General features: G+C 40.1%; 18 protein-coding genes. 14 read left to right on the plus strand and 4 right to left on the minus strand.

The window, feature by feature from the left end; all coding sequences use genetic code 11:
• The first annotated feature begins 20 nt into the window (after nucleotides 1-20).
• From AB2B50_RS01595 to AB2B50_RS01605, 3 genes are all read left to right on the plus strand, one after another.
• The gene (locus tag AB2B50_RS01595; protein WP_320692182.1) at nucleotides 21-2,567 is read left to right on the plus strand and encodes a M1 family metallopeptidase; all 2,547 of its coding nucleotides are present in this window, start codon (nucleotides 21-23) and stop codon (nucleotides 2,565-2,567) included.
• Nucleotides 2,568-2,682: 115 nt separating this feature from the next.
• Nucleotides 2,683-3,354: a response regulator transcription factor gene (locus AB2B50_RS01600; protein ID WP_000590624.1), complete on the plus strand. Its 672-nt coding sequence runs from the start codon at nucleotides 2,683-2,685 to the stop codon at nucleotides 3,352-3,354.
• Nucleotides 3,347-4,678 (plus strand): sensor histidine kinase, encoded by a 1,332-nt coding sequence (locus AB2B50_RS01605; protein WP_320692181.1) that lies wholly within the window; start codon nucleotides 3,347-3,349, stop codon nucleotides 4,676-4,678. Before AB2B50_RS01600 ends, AB2B50_RS01605 begins: the two co-directional genes overlap by 8 nt.
• Before the next feature lie 113 nt (nucleotides 4,679-4,791).
• Here the strand turns inward: AB2B50_RS01605 and AB2B50_RS01610 are convergent, their stop codons facing one another.
• Nucleotides 4,792-5,067: a DUF3270 family protein gene (locus tag AB2B50_RS01610; RefSeq protein ID WP_001145234.1), complete on the minus strand. Its 276-nt coding sequence runs from the start codon at nucleotides 5,065-5,067 to the stop codon at nucleotides 4,792-4,794.
• A 138-nt stretch (nucleotides 5,068-5,205) separates the two neighbouring features.
• Here AB2B50_RS01610 and AB2B50_RS01615 point away from each other — a divergent pair, with 138 nt between their 5' ends.
• The 9 genes from AB2B50_RS01615 to AB2B50_RS01655 all read left to right on the plus strand — a co-directional run bounded on the left by AB2B50_RS01615 (nucleotide 5,206) and on the right by AB2B50_RS01655 (nucleotide 13,484).
• Complete coding sequence (locus AB2B50_RS01615; protein WP_000411186.1) at nucleotides 5,206-6,135, plus strand: peptidase U32 family protein; 930 nt, start codon at nucleotides 5,206-5,208, stop codon at nucleotides 6,133-6,135.
• 105 nt (nucleotides 6,136-6,240) lie between these two features.
• Nucleotides 6,241-6,924, plus strand: coding sequence for a ribose-5-phosphate isomerase RpiA (gene rpiA / locus AB2B50_RS01620; RefSeq protein WP_075227727.1), 684 nt, complete (start codon nucleotides 6,241-6,243; stop codon nucleotides 6,922-6,924).
• A gap of 12 nt (nucleotides 6,925-6,936) precedes the next feature.
• Nucleotides 6,937-8,148: a phosphopentomutase gene (locus tag AB2B50_RS01625; RefSeq protein ID WP_320692180.1), complete on the plus strand. Its 1,212-nt coding sequence runs from the start codon at nucleotides 6,937-6,939 to the stop codon at nucleotides 8,146-8,148.
• A gap of 1 nt (nucleotide 8,149) precedes the next feature.
• Nucleotides 8,150-8,731: a DUF1697 domain-containing protein gene (locus tag AB2B50_RS01630; RefSeq protein ID WP_320692179.1), complete on the plus strand. Its 582-nt coding sequence runs from the start codon at nucleotides 8,150-8,152 to the stop codon at nucleotides 8,729-8,731.
• Nucleotides 8,706-9,515: a purine-nucleoside phosphorylase gene (locus AB2B50_RS01635; protein WP_320692178.1), complete on the plus strand. Its 810-nt coding sequence runs from the start codon at nucleotides 8,706-8,708 to the stop codon at nucleotides 9,513-9,515. The genes AB2B50_RS01630 and AB2B50_RS01635 overlap by 26 nt, the downstream gene beginning before the upstream one ends.
• Before the next feature lie 4 nt (nucleotides 9,516-9,519).
• The gene (locus tag AB2B50_RS01640; protein ID WP_320692177.1) at nucleotides 9,520-10,755 is read left to right on the plus strand and encodes a chloride channel protein; all 1,236 of its coding nucleotides are present in this window, start codon (nucleotides 9,520-9,522) and stop codon (nucleotides 10,753-10,755) included.
• Nucleotides 10,752-11,462 carry a type 1 glutamine amidotransferase gene (locus tag AB2B50_RS01645; protein WP_320692176.1) on the plus strand — a complete coding sequence of 237 codons (711 nt, stop codon included), beginning with the start codon at nucleotides 10,752-10,754 and terminating at the stop codon, nucleotides 11,460-11,462. Before AB2B50_RS01640 ends, AB2B50_RS01645 begins: the two co-directional genes overlap by 4 nt.
• A 351-nt stretch (nucleotides 11,463-11,813) precedes the next feature.
• On the plus strand, nucleotides 11,814-12,524 hold the full coding sequence (gene deoD / locus AB2B50_RS01650; RefSeq protein ID WP_320692175.1) for a purine-nucleoside phosphorylase: 711 nt from the start codon (nucleotides 11,814-11,816) through the stop codon (nucleotides 12,522-12,524).
• Between the two features lie 228 nt (nucleotides 12,525-12,752).
• The gene (locus tag AB2B50_RS01655; protein WP_320692174.1) at nucleotides 12,753-13,484 is read left to right on the plus strand and encodes an NAD-dependent protein deacylase; all 732 of its coding nucleotides are present in this window, start codon (nucleotides 12,753-12,755) and stop codon (nucleotides 13,482-13,484) included.
• 230 nt (nucleotides 13,485-13,714) lie between these two features.
• Here the strand turns inward: AB2B50_RS01655 and AB2B50_RS01660 are convergent, their stop codons facing one another.
• From AB2B50_RS01660 to coaA, 3 genes are all read right to left on the minus strand, one after another.
• Entirely contained in the window at nucleotides 13,715-14,227 is a 513-nt protein-coding gene (locus AB2B50_RS01660; RefSeq protein WP_320692173.1) for a DNA topology modulation protein, read from the minus strand.
• A 64-nt stretch (nucleotides 14,228-14,291) separates the two neighbouring features.
• The gene (gene rpsT, locus AB2B50_RS01665) at nucleotides 14,292-14,540 is read right to left on the minus strand and encodes a 30S ribosomal protein S20 (RefSeq protein ID WP_029689628.1); all 249 of its coding nucleotides are present in this window, start codon (nucleotides 14,538-14,540) and stop codon (nucleotides 14,292-14,294) included.
• 52 nt (nucleotides 14,541-14,592) lie between these two features.
• Nucleotides 14,593-15,513, minus strand: coding sequence for a type I pantothenate kinase (coaA, locus tag AB2B50_RS01670; protein ID WP_320692172.1), 921 nt, complete (start codon nucleotides 15,511-15,513; stop codon nucleotides 14,593-14,595).
• 201 nt (nucleotides 15,514-15,714) lie between these two features.
• Between coaA and AB2B50_RS01675 the strand changes: the two genes are divergently transcribed.
• Nucleotides 15,715-16,119 carry a hypothetical protein gene (locus AB2B50_RS01675; RefSeq protein WP_320692171.1) on the plus strand — a complete coding sequence of 135 codons (405 nt, stop codon included), beginning with the start codon at nucleotides 15,715-15,717 and terminating at the stop codon, nucleotides 16,117-16,119.
• Nucleotides 16,120-16,288: 169 nt separating this feature from the next.
• Nucleotides 16,289-16,567 (plus strand): 1,4-dihydroxy-2-naphthoate prenyltransferase, encoded by a 279-nt coding sequence (locus AB2B50_RS01680; protein ID WP_320692170.1) that lies wholly within the window; start codon nucleotides 16,289-16,291, stop codon nucleotides 16,565-16,567.
• Nucleotides 16,568-16,642: the final 75 nt, after the last annotated feature.

Raw genomic sequence — 16,642 nt, forward strand, 5'->3', positions numbered from 1 at the left:
ATATAGAATAGGAGAAAATGATGCAAGCAGTAGAACATTATATCGAAACATTTATTCCTGAACATTATGATTTGTTTTTAGACTTGAGTCGTGAGACCAAGACTTTTTCAGGAAAAGTAACTATTACTGGTCAAGCTAAAAGTGACCGTATTTCCCTTCACCAAAAAGACCTAGAGATTGCTTCTGTTGAAGTAGCAGGTCAAGCTCGTCCATTTACAGTTGATAATGAAAACGAAGCTCTTCATATCGAACTTGAAGAAGCTGGTTCAGTTGAATTGGTTCTAGCATTTTCAGGTAAAATTACTGACAACATGACAGGAATCTACCCATCATACTATACAGTTGATGGTGTTAAGAAAGAAGTTTTGTCAACTCAGTTTGAAAGTCACTTTGCTCGTGAAGCCTTCCCATGTGTGGACGAACCAGAAGCAAAAGCAACCTTTGACTTAGCACTTCGTTTTGACCAAGCTGAAGGTGAACTTGCCTTGTCTAACATGCCAGAAATCGATGTTGAAAACCGTAAGGAAACAGGTATCTGGAAATTTGAGACAACTCCACGTATGTCTTCTTACTTGTTAGCCTTCGTAGCTGGTGATTTACAAGGGGTAACTGCTACAACTAAAAATGGTACCTTGGTAGGTGTTTACTCAACCAAGGCCCATCCACTTTCAAATCTTGATTTCTCATTAGACATCGCTGTTCGTTCTATCGAATTTTACGAAGACTACTATGGAGTTAAGTACCCAATTCCTCAATCTCTTCACATCGCCCTTCCTGACTTCTCAGCAGGTGCTATGGAAAACTGGGGTCTGGTAACTTATCGTGAAGTTTACTTGGTTGTGGATGAGAACTCTACCTTTGCCAGCCGTCAACAAGTTGCTCTAGTCATTGCCCATGAGCTTGCTCACCAATGGTTTGGTAACCTTGTGACTATGAAGTGGTGGGATGACCTCTGGCTCAATGAAAGCTTCGCGAACATGATGGAATACGTCTGTGTGGATGCCATCGAGCCAAGCTGGAATATCTTTGAAGATTTCCAAACAAGTGGAGTGCCAGCCGCTCTTAAACGTGATGCGACAGATGGCGTTCAATCTGTCCACGTTGAAGTTAGCCACCCAGATGAAATCAATACGCTCTTCGATGGTGCTATCGTTTATGCCAAAGGAAGCCGTCTCATGCACATGCTTCGTCGTTGGCTAGGAGATGCTGATTTTGCCAAAGGTTTGCATGCTTACTTTGAAAAACACCAATACGGAAATACCATTGGTCGTGACCTTTGGAACGCCCTCGGACAAGCATCTGGTCGTGATGTAGCAGCCTTCATGGATTCTTGGTTGGAACAACCTGGTTATCCAGTCCTTACTGCTACAGTTGAAAATGATGTGTTGAAGATTTCTCAAAAACAATTCTTTATCGGTGAACATGAAGACAAGAACCGTCTTTGGGTAGTGCCACTTAACAGTAACTGGAAAGGATTGCCAGATACTCTGGAAACTGAAAGCATCGAAATTCCTGGCTATGCAGCACTTCTTGCTGAAAACAAAGGAGCCCTTCGTCTTAACACTGAAAATACTGCCCACTATATTACAGACTATCAAGGTGAATTGCTGGATGCTGTTCTTTCAGAATTAGTAGAACTTGATAACACAAGCAAACTTCAAATCGTCCAAGAACGTCGTTTGCTAGCTGAAGCTGGGCACATTTCATACGCAGACTTGCTTCCAGTAGTGGATCAATTGGCACAAGAAGAATCTTACCTAGTTGTTGCTGCCGTTTCTCAAGTTATTACAGCCCTTGAACGCTTCATTGATGAAGGAACAGAGGCAGAAAAAGCCTTTAAAGCCCTTATTGCTAAACTGGCTCGTTACAACTATGACCGTCTTGGCTTTGAAGCTAAAGAAGGTGAATCTGATGAGGATGAATTGGTTCGTCAATTGACAATTTCTATGATGATTCGTTCAAATGACGAGGAAGCCAGTCAAGTTGCTAGCCAAATTTTCGCAGCCCACAGGAATAATCTTTCAGGACTTCCAGCAGCTATTCGTTCACAAGTTCTCATCAATGAAATGAAACACCATGAGACTAAGGAATTGGTCGCAACTTATCTCGATCTTTATACTCATGCCACAGATGCTGCCTTTAAACGCCAATTGGCAGCTGCTCTTGCCTACAGTACAGATGCGGATAATATCCAAACCTTGATTGCTTCTTGGAAGGACAAATTTGTGGTAAAACCACAAGACTTGTCTGCTTGGTACTTCCAGTTCTTAGGTCATCAAGCAACCCAGGAAACAGCGTGGTCTTGGGCGCGTGAAAACTGGGATTGGATTAAGGCAGCTCTTGGTGGAGATATGAGCTTTGATAGCTTTGTTATTCTGCCTGCCCATGTATTTAAGACAGAGCAACGCTTGACAGAATACAAGGCCTTCTTTGAGCCACAACTTTCTGACCTTGCCCTTAGCCGTAACATCGGTATGGGAATCAAGGAAATCGCAGCACGCGTTGAATTGATTAAGCGTGAAAAAGCAGCAGTTGAAGCGGTTGTTGCTCAATATGGAAATGCTTAAAATTCAAAGGTTATAAAAACTATAAAAACTCAACTTTCTCTTGGAAAAACAAGGGAAGTTGAGTTTTTTTTAAGATATTTTTGCTATAATAGGTATAATTAAGGAGGAATTTTTGATGATCAAAATTCTATTAGTGGAAGATGACCTAGGCCTGTCAAATTCAGTCTTTGATTTTTTGGATGATTTTGCGGATGTCATGCAGGTTTTTGATGGCGAAGAAGGTCTTTATGAGGCCGAAAGTGGTGTTTATGACTTGATTTTATTGGACTTGATGTTACCTGAGAAAAATGGGTTCCAAGTTTTAAAAGAATTGCGTGAAAAAGGGATTTCGACTCCTGTTCTGATCATGACAGCCAAGGAAAGTCTTGATGATAAGGGACATGGATTTGAGCTTGGGGCAGATGATTATCTAACAAAACCATTTTATCTAGAAGAACTCAAGATGCGTATCCAGGCGCTTCTCAAACGTTCTGGTAAGTTCAATGAAAATACCCTCTCTTATGGTGATTTGACAGTTAATCTATCTACCAATGAGGTTAGAGTTAATGATACTGTTGTGGAACTATTAGGTAAAGAATTTGATCTCTTGGTTTATTTCCTCCAAAATCAAAATGTGATCTTACCAAAAACCCAAATCTTTGACCGTTTGTGGGGATTTGACAGTGACACAACCATCTCCGTGGTAGAAGTCTATGTATCAAAAGTTCGTAAGAAATTGAAGGGCTCAGTCTTTGCTGAAAACCTCCAGACCTTGCGTAGTGTTGGGTATATTTTAAAACATGTTTAAAAAAATTAAAAAGAATTGGTATGCGGAGGATTTCAGTTACTTTATCCGTAACTTTGGAGTATTTACTCTGATTTTCTCTACTATGACCTTGATTATCTTACAGGTTATGCACTCCAGTCTCTACACATCAGTGGATGAAAAACTCTTATCACTGAGCAAAAATCCTCAGGACGTCATTCAATTGGCGGTCAATCGTGCAACTGAGGACGTTAAGGATTTAGGTAGTGCCAATGTTGCTCCAGCTTCTGATAAAAAACCAACGGTTAGTTCCAATACGGAAGTGATATTGCTAGATTCAAATTTGAATCAATTAGTGACTGGCAACCGCTTTTTAGGGCTTGACAAGATCACTTTTAATAAAAAGGATTTGAATCATATTCGACAACTTCATGTTGTGAATAGTTATGGTCAGGACGAGATTTACCGAGTGATTCTATCTGAAATAAATATCGATTCTGTCTCGACCAATATTAAGTATGCTGCTATCCTGATTAACACAAGCCAACTAGAGCAAATTAGTCAAAACCACGAGCAGTTAATCGTGGTAGTCATGGCAAGTTTTTGGATTCTATCTATCTTAGCCAGTCTCTATCTTGCACGTGTCAGTGTTAAACCTTTACTTGAAAGTATGCAAAAGCAGAAAAGCTTTGTGGAAAATGCCAGTCATGAGCTACGAACTCCATTAGCTGTTCTGCAAAATCGCCTAGAAACTCTTTTCAGAAAACCTGAGGCAACTATTATGGAGTCAAGTGAGAGTATTGCTTCCAGTCTAGAAGAAGTTCGTAATATGCGCTTTTTAACAACGAATCTGCTTAATTTAGCTCGTCGTGATGATGGCATTAAACCGGAATTAGGAGAGGTAGAGCCAGACTTCTTTAACACAACTTTTACCAACTATGAAATGATTGCGTCTGAAAATAACCGTGCTTTTCATTTTGAAAATCGTATCCATCGGACCATCATAACAGATAAGCTTCTTCTTAAACAACTGATGACTATCTTGTTTGACAATGCTGTCAAGTACACTGAAGAAGAAGGAGATATCCATTTTGTCATTGCTACGACAGAGCGTAATCTCTATTTATCAGTAGCTGATGATGGAATTGGTATTTCTGCAGTAGATAAAAAGAAAATTTTTGACCGCTTTTACAGGGTTGATAAGGCTCGTACTCGGCAAAAAGGTGGTTTTGGGTTAGGCTTATCCTTAGCCAAACAGATTGTCGATGCTCTTAAAGGAACCATCAGTGTCAAAGATAACAAACCTCATGGTACGATTTTTGAAGTAAAAATCGCCATTCAAACACCATCCAAGCGTAAAAAATAAATAAGAAAAGGCTGTGACTTAGAAAGCGGTAGACCAAGTATCGCTTTTCTAGTCGCAGCTCTTTAGCTATCGTAGAAAAAATAGGTCGGGACAAAAATCCCGACCTTTTGAATCTAATATAATTTCTTCTTAATCATCGAACGTTGAACGTTTGATGCTGCTAAACTCAAGGCAATTGCTAGGCTAAAAGCTAGGACTGTATTGAACTTGAGGGCTAAAAAGATAAAGCTAAACAAGGCCAAAAAGACGCAAAAACAAGCAATGTTTACAAAGAAAAGAACTTCCTTCAAACTAGCAACGGAAGTGGTTTCTGGAACATAGTCTTGGTATAGCGTTGTTTGAGTTTCCTCTTCTTCAAACTCATACGGTTGATATTTTCTTACGGGCATGATTCTCTCCTTAACAGTACTCTTTCATTTTACCATTTTTCAAGAAAAAAATTATTACAGTAAGGTTACAAAAAGAATAAGTAAATTTATCATTTTAGGGAATAGCTGATTTTGCAGAAATGTGGTATAATTTTTCTTATGGAAAAGATTATTATTACAGCAACTGCTGAAAGCATTGAACAAGTAAAAGAATTACTAGAAGCGGGAGTTGACCGCATCTATGTTGGTGAGAAAGATTTTGGACTTCGCCTACCAAAGACTTTTTCTTATGATGAACTGAGAACCATCGCTGGTCTGGTTCATGATGCAGGTAAGGAATTGATCGTAGCGGTCAATGCTCTTATGCATCAGGATATGATGGATCGTATCAAACCCTTTCTTGATTTCTTGGAAGAAATTAAAACAGACTACATTACTGTTGGGGATGCGGGTGTCTTTTATGTTGTCAATCGCGATGGTTATTCTTTTAAAACCATCTATGATGCCTCAACCATGGTAACAAGCAGCCGTCAGATCAATTTCTGGGGGCAAAAGGCTGGCGCTTCTGAGGCAGTTTTAGCCCGTGAAATTCCATCTGCAGAGCTCTTTAAAATGCCTGAAATTTTGGAAATTCCTGCTGAAATTTTGGTTTATGGAGCAAGCGTTATCCACCACTCTAAGCGTCCACTCTTGCAGAATTACTATAATTTTACTCAGATTGATGATGAAAAAACACGTCAACGCGACCTCTTCTTAGCAGAACCTAGTGATCCAGATAGCCATTACTCTATTTTTGAAGACAATCATGGAACTCACATTTTTGCCAACAACGACCTTGATTTGATGACCAAATTGCCAGAGTTGGTGGAGCATGGTTTCACTCATTGGAAGCTAGAAGGACTTTATACTCCAGGGCAAGATTTTGTTGAGATTGCAAAACTCTTCATCCAAGCCCGTAGCTTGATTCAAGAGGGAAGCTTTACGCATGACCAAGCCTTCTTGTTGGATGAGCAAGTCCGTAAACTCCATCCAAAAAATCGTTTCCTTGACACAGGATTTTATGACTACGATCCTGACATGGTTAAATAAGAATCAGAAACCCGAAATAAAATGTTCGGGTTTTTCTAGTGCAAGGATGAATTTAAAGCGTATTCATGTTATAATAAAAGTAGCTTTTTGTTTGGAGGTGTTTAAGTGGAAAATCTGAAAAAAATAGCAGGCATCAAGGCTGCTGAATTCGTAACCGACGGAATGGTTGTAGGACTTGGAACAGGCTCGACTGCCTATTATTTCGTAGAGGAGATCGGACGTAGAATTAAAGAAGAAGGACTTCAAATTACAGCTGTAACGACCTCGAGTGTAACAACAAAACAGGCACAAGGATTAAATATCCCACTTAAGTCGATTGATGAGGTGGATGAGGTTGATGTGACTGTTGATGGAGCCGATGAGGTAGATCGCCAGTTTAATGGTATCAAAGGAGGCGGTGGTGCACTTCTAATGGAAAAAGTAGTTGCGACACCAACCAAACAGTATATCTGGGTGGTAGATGAGAGCAAGATGGTTGAGAAATTGGGCGCTTTCAAACTACCTGTCGAAGTTGTCCAATACGGAGCAGAACAGGTTTTCCGTCGTTTTGAAAAAGCTGGTTATAAGCCAAGTTTTCGTGAAAAAGATGGCCAACGCTTTGTGACGGATATGAAAAATTTCATCATTGACCTTGATTTAGGTGTTATTGAAGATCCAATCGCTTTTGGTCGTCAATTGGATCTTCAGGTTGGTGTTGTTGAGCACGGTTTATTTAATCAAATGGTTGATAAAGTGATCGTTGCAGGACAAGCTGGCGTTCAGGTTTTAACTTCAACAAAAGGGAAATAAAGGAGGCAAATGATGTCAAAATTTAAACGTATTCACTTGGTGGTACTCGATTCTGTAGGAATCGGTGCGGCACCAGATGCTCATAACTTTGTCAATGCAGGGGTTCCAGATGGAGCATCTGATACATTAGGACACATCTCTAAATCAGTTGGTTTGAATGTACCGAATATGGCTAAGATTGGTCTTGGGAACATTGAACGTGAAACAGCCCTTAAAACGGTTCCAGCAGAGGAAAATCCTAGCGGTTACTACACTAAACTAGAGGAAGTGTCATTAGGTAAAGACACCATGACAGGTCACTGGGAAATCATGGGGCTTAATATCACTGAACCGTTTGATACTTTCTGGGATGGATTCCCAGAAGAAATCCTTACAAAGATTGAAGAATTTTCAGGTCGTAAAGTAATCCGTGAAGCAAATAAACCATACTCAGGAACTGCTGTTATCGATGATTTTGGACCACGCCAGATGGAAACTGGGGAGTTGATTATCTATACTTCAGCTGACCCTGTTCTTCAAATCGCGGCCCACGAAGACATCATTCCTTTGGATAAATTGTACCGTATTTGTGAGTACGCTCGTTCGATTACATTGGAACGTCCAGCTCTTCTAGGTCGTATCATTGCACGTCCTTATGTTGGTGAGCCTGGAAACTTCACACGTACTGCAAATCGTCGTGACTTGGCTGTATCACCATTTGCTCCAACAGTGTTGGACAAATTAAATGAAGCTGGTATCGATACATATGCAGTTGGTAAGATTAACGATATCTTCAACGGTGCTGGTATCAACCACGATATGGGCCACAACAAATCAAACAGCCACGGAATTGACACACTTTTGACAACAATGAGCCTTACTGAGTTTGAAAAAGGATTCTCATTCACTAACTTGGTCGACTTTGATGCACTTTACGGTCACCGCCGTGATCCACATGGTTACCGCGATTGCTTGCATGAGTTTGATGAACGTTTGCCTGAGCTTATCGCTGCTATGAGAGAAGATGATCTACTCATGATTACTGCAGACCATGGTAATGACCCTACTTATGCAGGTACAGACCATACTCGTGAATACATTCCACTTTTGGCCTACAGCCCATCACTAAAAGGAAATGGACACCTACCAATCGGTCATTTTGCAGATATTTCGGCAACAATCGCTGATAACTTTGGCGTAGATAAGGCTATGATTGGTGAAAGCTTCTTAGATAAATTGGTTTAAGATGATTCGCTTTGCATTACTGGTTAGAGGGATCAATGTCGGTGGGAAACATAAGGTGGTCATGGCCCAGCTTCGTCAAGAATTGACAGAGTTGGGATTAGAGAATGTTGAAACCTACATCAATAGTGGCAATATTTTCTTTGATACTAGCATGCCTAGAACTCAGTTGGTTGAGAGGCTACTGGATTTCTTTAAAGAACATTATCCATTTATCCAACATTTTTCCTTGTTAAGTCAAGAAGACTACGAAGAGGAGCTTAGAATTCTTCCGGAATGGTGGTTCCAAGAAATGGCTCGAAAGGATGTTCTCTTTTATACTGAGGGACTGGATATCAAGCAAGTCATCGAGAAAGTCGAAAGTATGGAACTGGTCAATGAAGTGCTTCATTTAGGGAAACTGGGAATCTTCTGGGGCAAATTCTCAGAAGAGACTTATAGCAAAACAGCCTATCATATGTTCCTGCTTAAGATGCCTTTCTATCGTAATATTACTATTCGAAATGCAAAAACCTTTGACAAAATCGGTCAATTTTTAAAAGATTATGAAGGAGACAACAATGACATTATTAGCAAAAATCAATGAAACAGCTGCTTTTTTGAAAAGCAAGGGAGTAGAAGCGCCAGAGTTTGGTCTAATCCTTGGATCAGGACTCGGTGAACTTGCTGAAGAAATCGACAATCCAGTTGTTGTAGACTACGCTGAAATTCCAAACTGGGGTCAATCCACAGTAGTCGGACATGCTGGTAAATTGGTTTATGGTGATCTTGCTGGACGTAAAGTCTTGGCTCTTCAAGGTCGTTTCCACTTCTACGAAGGAAATCCTCTTGAAGTTGTGACTTTCCCTGTCCGTGTTATGAAAGTCTTGGGCTGCGAAGGTGTAATTGTAACCAACGCTGCTGGAGGTATCGGCTTCGGTCCTGGTACTTTGATGGCTATCACGGACCACATCAACATGACTGGTCAAAATCCATTGATTGGTGAAAATTTGGATGAGTTTGGTCCTCGCTTCCCTGATATGTCTAAGGCTTACACACCAGAATACCGTGAGACTGCTCATCAAGTAGCAGACAAATTGGGCATTAAACTGGATGATGGGGTTTATATCGGTGTGACAGGTCCAACTTATGAAACTCCAGCTGAAATCCGTGCATATAAGACTCTTGGTGCAGACGCTGTCGGTATGTCAACTGTTCCTGAAGTTATTGTGGCAGCCCACTCAGGCTTGAAAGTTCTTGGTATTTCATGTATTACCAACTTTGCTGCTGGTTTCCAAGAAGAACTCAACCACGAAGAAGTAGTGGAAGTGACAGAACGCGTCAAAGGCGACTTCAAAGGCTTGCTGAAAGCGATTCTTGCTGAATTGTAAGACTATGAGAGCACGACTCCAAAGCCTACCCTACGGATGGCGCCTGCTGTTAGCGACTATAACTTTGGGAATAGGAACAGGTCTAGTTGGAATTGCTTGTCACTATTTACTAGAAGGTGTGCAATGGCTTGCCTTTGGTCAAGATGGATCAGATTTGCTCCAGCAATTCAAACAAGCTGGAGGACTCCGTAGATTTCTCATTCTATCTGTGGCAGGGATTTTGGCAGCAGGGGTCTGGTATGTCCTACAACGGCGTTATAAAATCCTTTCCATTCGAAGTCAAATTGACCTGGTTGGAGATAAAGAACCAGCGCTCCTAGCCCATATCCTTCATGCAAGTATGCAGGTTGCGATTGTCGGAGCAGGTGCTTCGGTCGGGAAAGAAGCAGCTCCACGCGAGGTTGGTGCTCTTATAGCTGGTCGTTTGGGAAAAATCTTGTCTTTGACTATTAAAGAGCGAAGAGTTTTGATTGCCTGTGGAGCAGGAGCCGGCTTAGCTGCGGTTTATCAGGTTCCTTTTGCCAGTAGCTTGTTTGTCTTTGAGACTTTGGGGGTATCTTATCGCTGGAAAAATTTTGTACTGGTCTTGTCCAGTACTTACCTAGCGGCCTGGGTATCCCAGCCTATTGTTGGCCATGGTGCTATTTATCACATGTCACTGGTTCATTGGTCAGCGAGTAGTTTCTTCCAGGCTGTCATAGTAGCTCTATTAGTTACTCCGTTGGCACTTGCCTTTCGTTTTCTAGCCAGTCGGGCTAGTCGCAAACGTCGCAAGGACGAGACGATTCTTTGGGCTCTTCCTCTAGCCTTTCTAGTGCTGGGGAGCCTAGTAGCCTTTTTCCCTATCTTTATGGGAAATGGCCAGGTATTAGCGCAAGCCCTCTTGTCTAGCCAGTCGATTCCTTATCTTCCACTGGCTCTTGCAGTGAAGGGGCTTCTGGTTTATCTCCTCTTGCGCAATGGTGCTTATGGGGGAACTTTGACACCATCATTTGCCTTAGGGATTGGCTCTGGCTACCTAGTGACCTTGCTTTTGACAGCAGTTGGGATTCATCTAGATCCTGCTCTAGGGATGTTACTAGGAGCGACCGTCTTTTTAGGGACGACCTTAAAAGCTCCTCTGACAGCCATTGCCCTGAGCCTTGGATTTACAGGCCAAACTTGGAGTTTGACAATTCCGCTTGTACTTGCGGCTGGTCTGTCTTACGTGATTCGAAAGAGATGGGAGAAGAAACGATGAAGGTACATTTTGTACTGCATGAAACCTTTGAAGTGCCGGGCGCTTATCTAAAATGGGCGCAGGAACGTGGCCATCAAGTGACCACGACCAAAGTCTATGAGAATGAAGCCTTACCAGAGACAGTGGATGAGATCGACTTTTTGATCGTAATGGGAGGACCTCAATCGCCAGATGAAGATCGGGAAACTTTTTCATACTACGATCCTCAGGCAGAGATTGAGCTGATTCAAAAGGCTATGAAGGCAGATTGTTATATTGTTGGTGTCTGTCTTGGTGCTCAGCTCTTGTCTGTTGCTTATGGCGCAGAGTATGAACACAGTCCAGAGCGTGAGATTGGTGTTTTTTCAATAACGCTAACTGAAGCTGGATTAAAAGACAATCATGTCAAAGTTTTTGGACAAACTTTAAATACCGGCCACTGGCATGGAGATATGCCGGGATTAACAGAGAATGCTGTCGTCCTTGCGACCAGTCAAGGCTGTCCACGTCAAATTATTCGCTTTAGTCCTAAACACTATGCCTTCCAAGCTCATTTGGAATTTGATCCAGAAGCAGTAGAGCTCTTAATTGCTGCGGATGGTGAAGAAGTCTTGGAAGAACAAAGTCAAAAATTGACCTACGTTCAAAAGCTTGAAGCTATTCGTAACTATAATTATCGAGAAATGAATGCAAAACTCTATGCATTTTTGGATTCATTAACAAATTAAAAACAACAGAAAGGTAGAGCGTGTGTTCAGATTTGAACACGAGCGGAAAGCTTTTCTAATTACTCAATTAAAAAAGAAAGGATGGGTTAACCGTATTAGCTGAACTGAATACGGGCGGAGAACTGTGTAAAAAAGATAAACTGTCTAGCATTTACAATGCGTCGCCAGTTTCCTATTTTTACTTTGTTCTCTGTCGCCTGTCCTATTAATAAAAAAGAAAGGTAGAGCGTGTGTTCTAATTTGAACACGAGCGGAAAGCTCGGAAAATAGATAATCTGACTGAGAAATCAGGTTTTCTCGTCAGATTCCTAATTTTCAGTCGTTTTCTGGTTGCTCTTTGTATCATAAATTATGTCTATCCATATTGCTGCTAAGCAAGGTGAAATTGCTGATAAAATTCTTCTTCCTGGAGATCCTCTTCGTGCGAAATTTATCGCTGAGAATTTCCTTGAAGATGCTGTTTGCTTTAACGAAGTGCGTAACATGTTTGGTTACACTGGAACTTACAAGGGTCACCGTGTATCTGTCATGGGAACTGGGATGGGAATGCCATCCATCTCTATCTATGCGCGTGAGTTAATTGTTGACTACGGAGTGAAAAAATTGATTCGTGTTGGAACTGCGGGCTCTTTGAATGAGGATGTTCATGTCCGTGAATTGGTTTTAGCACAGGCTGCTGCTACCAATTCAAACATCATCCGTAACGACTGGCCTATGTATGATTTTCCTCAAATTGCAAGTTTTGACTTGCTAGACAAGGCTTATCATATTGCCAAAGACCTCGGCATGACTACTCACGTAGGAAATGTTTTGTCATCAGATGTCTTTTACTCAAACTATTTTGAAAAGAACATTGAGCTTGGTAAGTGGGGAGTAAAAGCGGTGGAAATGGAAGCGGCAGCGCTGTATTATCTTGCAGCTCAACATCATGTTGATGCCCTTGCTATCATGACGATTTCAGATAGTTTGGTTAATCCAGATGAAGATACAACTGCAGAAGAACGTCAAAACACCTTCACTGATATGATGAAGGTTGGTCTAGAAACATTGATTGCTGACTAAAGGTAGATTCCATTCATGTGATTTCTCTTGTTCTCAAAATGATAACCACCAACAATGAATCAATCCTGAAATAAGTAAGAATAAGGAAATTGAAGAAAGCCTAATTGTGTCAAAGGACCGAGACTAGTCAGCTTAATATCTAAATCATAATCAAATGAAGTTGGAAGCCAAGTTGACAAGAAGTCAAGGCTTTCAACTTTTTAACTTGAAAATTCCTAGGAGTACAAAATGGATAAAATTGAACAACTACAAGGTATCATTGACCAAAGTCAAAGAATTGTCTTTTTCGGTGGTGCAGGGGTTTCTACAGAGTCTAATATTCCAGATTTTCGAAGTTCTGATGGTGTTTATAGTCTTAAGTTGGGTCGCCATTTTACTGCCGAGCAACTGGTTTCACGCACTATGTTTGAGCGCTATCCAGAGGATTTTTTTGATTTCTACAAAAAGTATCTGGTCTATCCTGATGCTAAGCCGAATTTAGCACATGATTATCTAGCGTCGTTGGAAAAAACAGGTAAATTAAAGGCGATTGTGACGCAAAATATCGATAGCCTTCATGAAATTGCAGGATCTCAGAAAGTTTTGAAACTGCATGGTAGTGCAGATCGTAATTATTGTTTGGGCTGTCACCGCTTTTATGATTTGACTGCCTTTTTGGCACTTGAAGGTCCAGTTCCCCACTGCTTAGATTGTAGCAAGGTGGTCAAACCTGACGTAACCCTTTATGAGGAAGCGCTAGATATGGATGTATTTAGTCGCGCAGCTCAAGCCATTCAGCAAGCAGATTTGTTGATCATTGGTGGAACTTCCTTAGTTGTTTACCCTGCAGCTAGCCTAATCAATTATTTTTCAGGATCAAGTCTTGTCGTTATCAACAAGTCCAGCACTCCTCAAGATAGCCAAGCTGATTTAGTTATCGAAGGGAAGATTGGAGAAGTTTTTTCTAAATTGAGACAATAAAAAACTGAAAGAAGTTGGACTATACTTCCTTCAGTTTTTTTGTATCACGAACTCAGAAACTATGAACAAGATTCTCTTCATTTCTAGGGGAATTTTATTGTTGATTTATAAATTGCTCGAGTTATTTTTAATTGTTGAATAAAAGGAAAAAAGGAAGACTTTCTGGATGAAAATCTTCCTTTTTTAGTCAATCAGTACATGCTGATTTTAATAAAATGCTACTATATTGTTTACTTTTTTAAAGATCGCAAAAAACAATCAATCTCTGCTTGAGAATGGAGAATATGCATCTTTTCTGGGTAAGTATTGTTTAAGTATTGGTATCTATCCTTAGCATTTTTTGTTCGACCATTCCAGAGAATCCAACGGATAAATTCCCAGTTGAATTGCTCGGGGCATCCCTTAGCCATACTTTCTCTCACTTTTCCTCTGTATTTTAAATAGCGCTTAAAGGCTCTTAGCAGACAATTCCAAGCAGAGAAGTTTAAAAAGATGATCTGGTCAGCTTCGTCCATTCTTTCCTCATAGCAACACCAAGAGTAGTTGCCATCAATGACCCAGTTTTTATTTTTGACTAGAAAAGTTTTCATTTCGTTCAGCATCCAGTCGCGGTCACTATCTTGCCACCCTGGCTGAAATTGGAGAGTATCCATATGAAGTTTGGGGATAGAGTAGTGCCTAGCTAGTTTTTCTGCCAGAGTGGATTTGCCTGATCCAGAATATCCAATGATAGCTATTTTCATAATAACCTCCAGAAAATGTGCACAAAAAAAGCTCCGAAGAGCTCATTTTGTATGCAGTTAATGATTAACCAAGTTTAGCTGCAAGACGTGCTTTATCACGGCTAGCTTTGTTTTTGTGGATCAAACCTTTAGTTTCTGCTTTATCGATAGCTGAGCTGGCAGCACGGTAAAGTTCTTCAGATGGGTTTGCTTCAAAAGCTTTGATAGCAGTACGCATAGCTGATTTTTGAGCTGAGTTCTTTTCGTTTTGTTTAACGTTCAATTCAGCGCGTTTGATAGCTGATTTAATGTTTGCCAATGTTCTTACCTCCATTTTTACTAACTATACCATTATATCTGAAAACTTACGTTTTGACAAGGGAAAATTATTTTTTTAAGTAAATTTCATCAATTTCGTGATTTTTAGATTTATGGAGAATGACCTCTGCACGATTTCGTGTCGGTTCAATGTAATTCTGGAGATTGGTTAGGTTGATACTAGTCCAAACTTGGTGGGCAAAATCCTTGACTTCACTAAGAGGAAGTTGAGTGAAACGGTAGTAATAGTTGCCTGGATCATCTTGAGCAAAGCTAAGAAGTTTTAAGAAACGATCCAAATACCAGCTTTCAATATCCTCGACTGCGGCATCGACATAGATTGAAAAGTCAAAGAAATCAGTAATATAGAGACGGGCATTATGTGGATTTTGGAATACGTTGATTCCCTCAACAATGACAAAATCAGCGGCTTCTACTCGTTGTTTTTGACCTGACACAATATCATAGATTTCATGGGAATAAACTGGGATATCAACATCCTGCCCATTTTTGAGTTGGTCTAGGAAATTGAGCAAAGCTTCCATGTCGTAGCTCTCAGGAAAACCCTTGCGGTTGAGAATGTCTTGCTCCATTAAGACACTGTTTGGGTATAAAAAACCATCCGTAGTAACCAGTTCAACACTTGTTCCAGGGACTATACGAGAAAGCAAAATTTGCAAGAGACGACTAGTAGTTGACTTACCTACGGCAACACTTCCTGAAACTCCGATAATAAAGGGCTGTTTTTTGCTCTCTCTTTGAAGGAAAATGCCTTTTGAAAAGGCGAGGTCTTCTTTGGAACGTTTGTAAATCTGAATCAGATGTGCCAGTGGCAGATAGATATCAGTAACATCTTGTAGGCTAATCTGGTCATTGAAACTCTTGACTGAATCTAATTCTTCCTCGGTCAAGGGAGGAGTTGTTTTGCGATGCAAGGATTGCCAAGTTTCGCGGTTTATCTTTTCAAAATGTAAAAATTCGTTGGTCATTTGTTTTCCCCTAGATATTTTGTCTATCATACCATAAAAAGCTAAAAAAATGAAGTGGTTTCTTGAATGTGGTAAGTCAGTAGTATATACTATAAGTAGATAGAGGATGAACAAATTATTGATGAAGTAGGAGCTGGTTTCTCCTGATTTTATCAGCTAATAAAGGGGGCTTTTTAGTTCACAACTTATAGGAGGTGTACTATGAAAATCTTAAAAAGTTACATATTGGAACTCTGTTTTATTTTAAGTTTTGCTTTACCTTTTATAAAAGGAGCCAATGCAGATAATGGTAGACGCTTTGTGGAAATCTATTACGGTTTTACTTTTTTGATGGAACATGCTATTGTAACAGCTGTCTTTATCTGTTCGCTCTTAATTGCTTTCCTACTAAAAAAACGGTGGACGAAATGGCTTGCTGCTAGTAGTTATCTATTTTTGATTTTGTGGATTGCTACAGAGGGTTATTTATTCCGCATGTCGATAGAAGATTTGATACGACTGTGGACAAGTTTGGAAATCCTAACACAAACTTATCAGTTGGGCCTTTATCTAAACATCTTATTGGGAATACTGTTGATAATTAAGTATTTGAAGGTAAAGCAATAGTAATCAAAATGCGTCTGATTATAGACAATAAATTTGTTGTTTTATCCTGGCTGTGATACCTTGTAGCTGCCAATGACTTGTCACTCGTTTCCAATAATTGATTGAGATTGAAGAATAGCGCTCTCTTTGTTAAAATATAAGTGGGAAAATCTATAAAGGAGGTGCTAAGATGAAAGCTAGATTAAGAGAAAAAATACTGGTTTTTATCAGCCTATTTGTAGTTGTTTTATGGTTATCACCCAACTGGCTTAATTTTTCCTTTTCAATAGGATCTTACTCCTATAACTGGACTATTTTTGTCCTTTTTATCTTATTGCCACTCATAGGACTTGGCTACCTTGTGTTAGCTTTCTTTAAAAGAAAGTGGTGGCTCTTCTTTTTTGGTTTAGCTTGTATCTTTGCTTTTCCGATTACCATGGCAGTAGGGAGCTTTTTACTAGGTCCCTAATCCTAATCAGAACTTATATTATTTTTGAAAAAATACAATGTGATTCAAGGGCTTGATACCTTTGTAAACGATTTA

This window comes from Streptococcus fermentans (assembly GCF_040888305.1).
Classification (GTDB): Bacteria; Bacillota; Bacilli; order Lactobacillales; family Streptococcaceae; genus Streptococcus; species Streptococcus fermentans.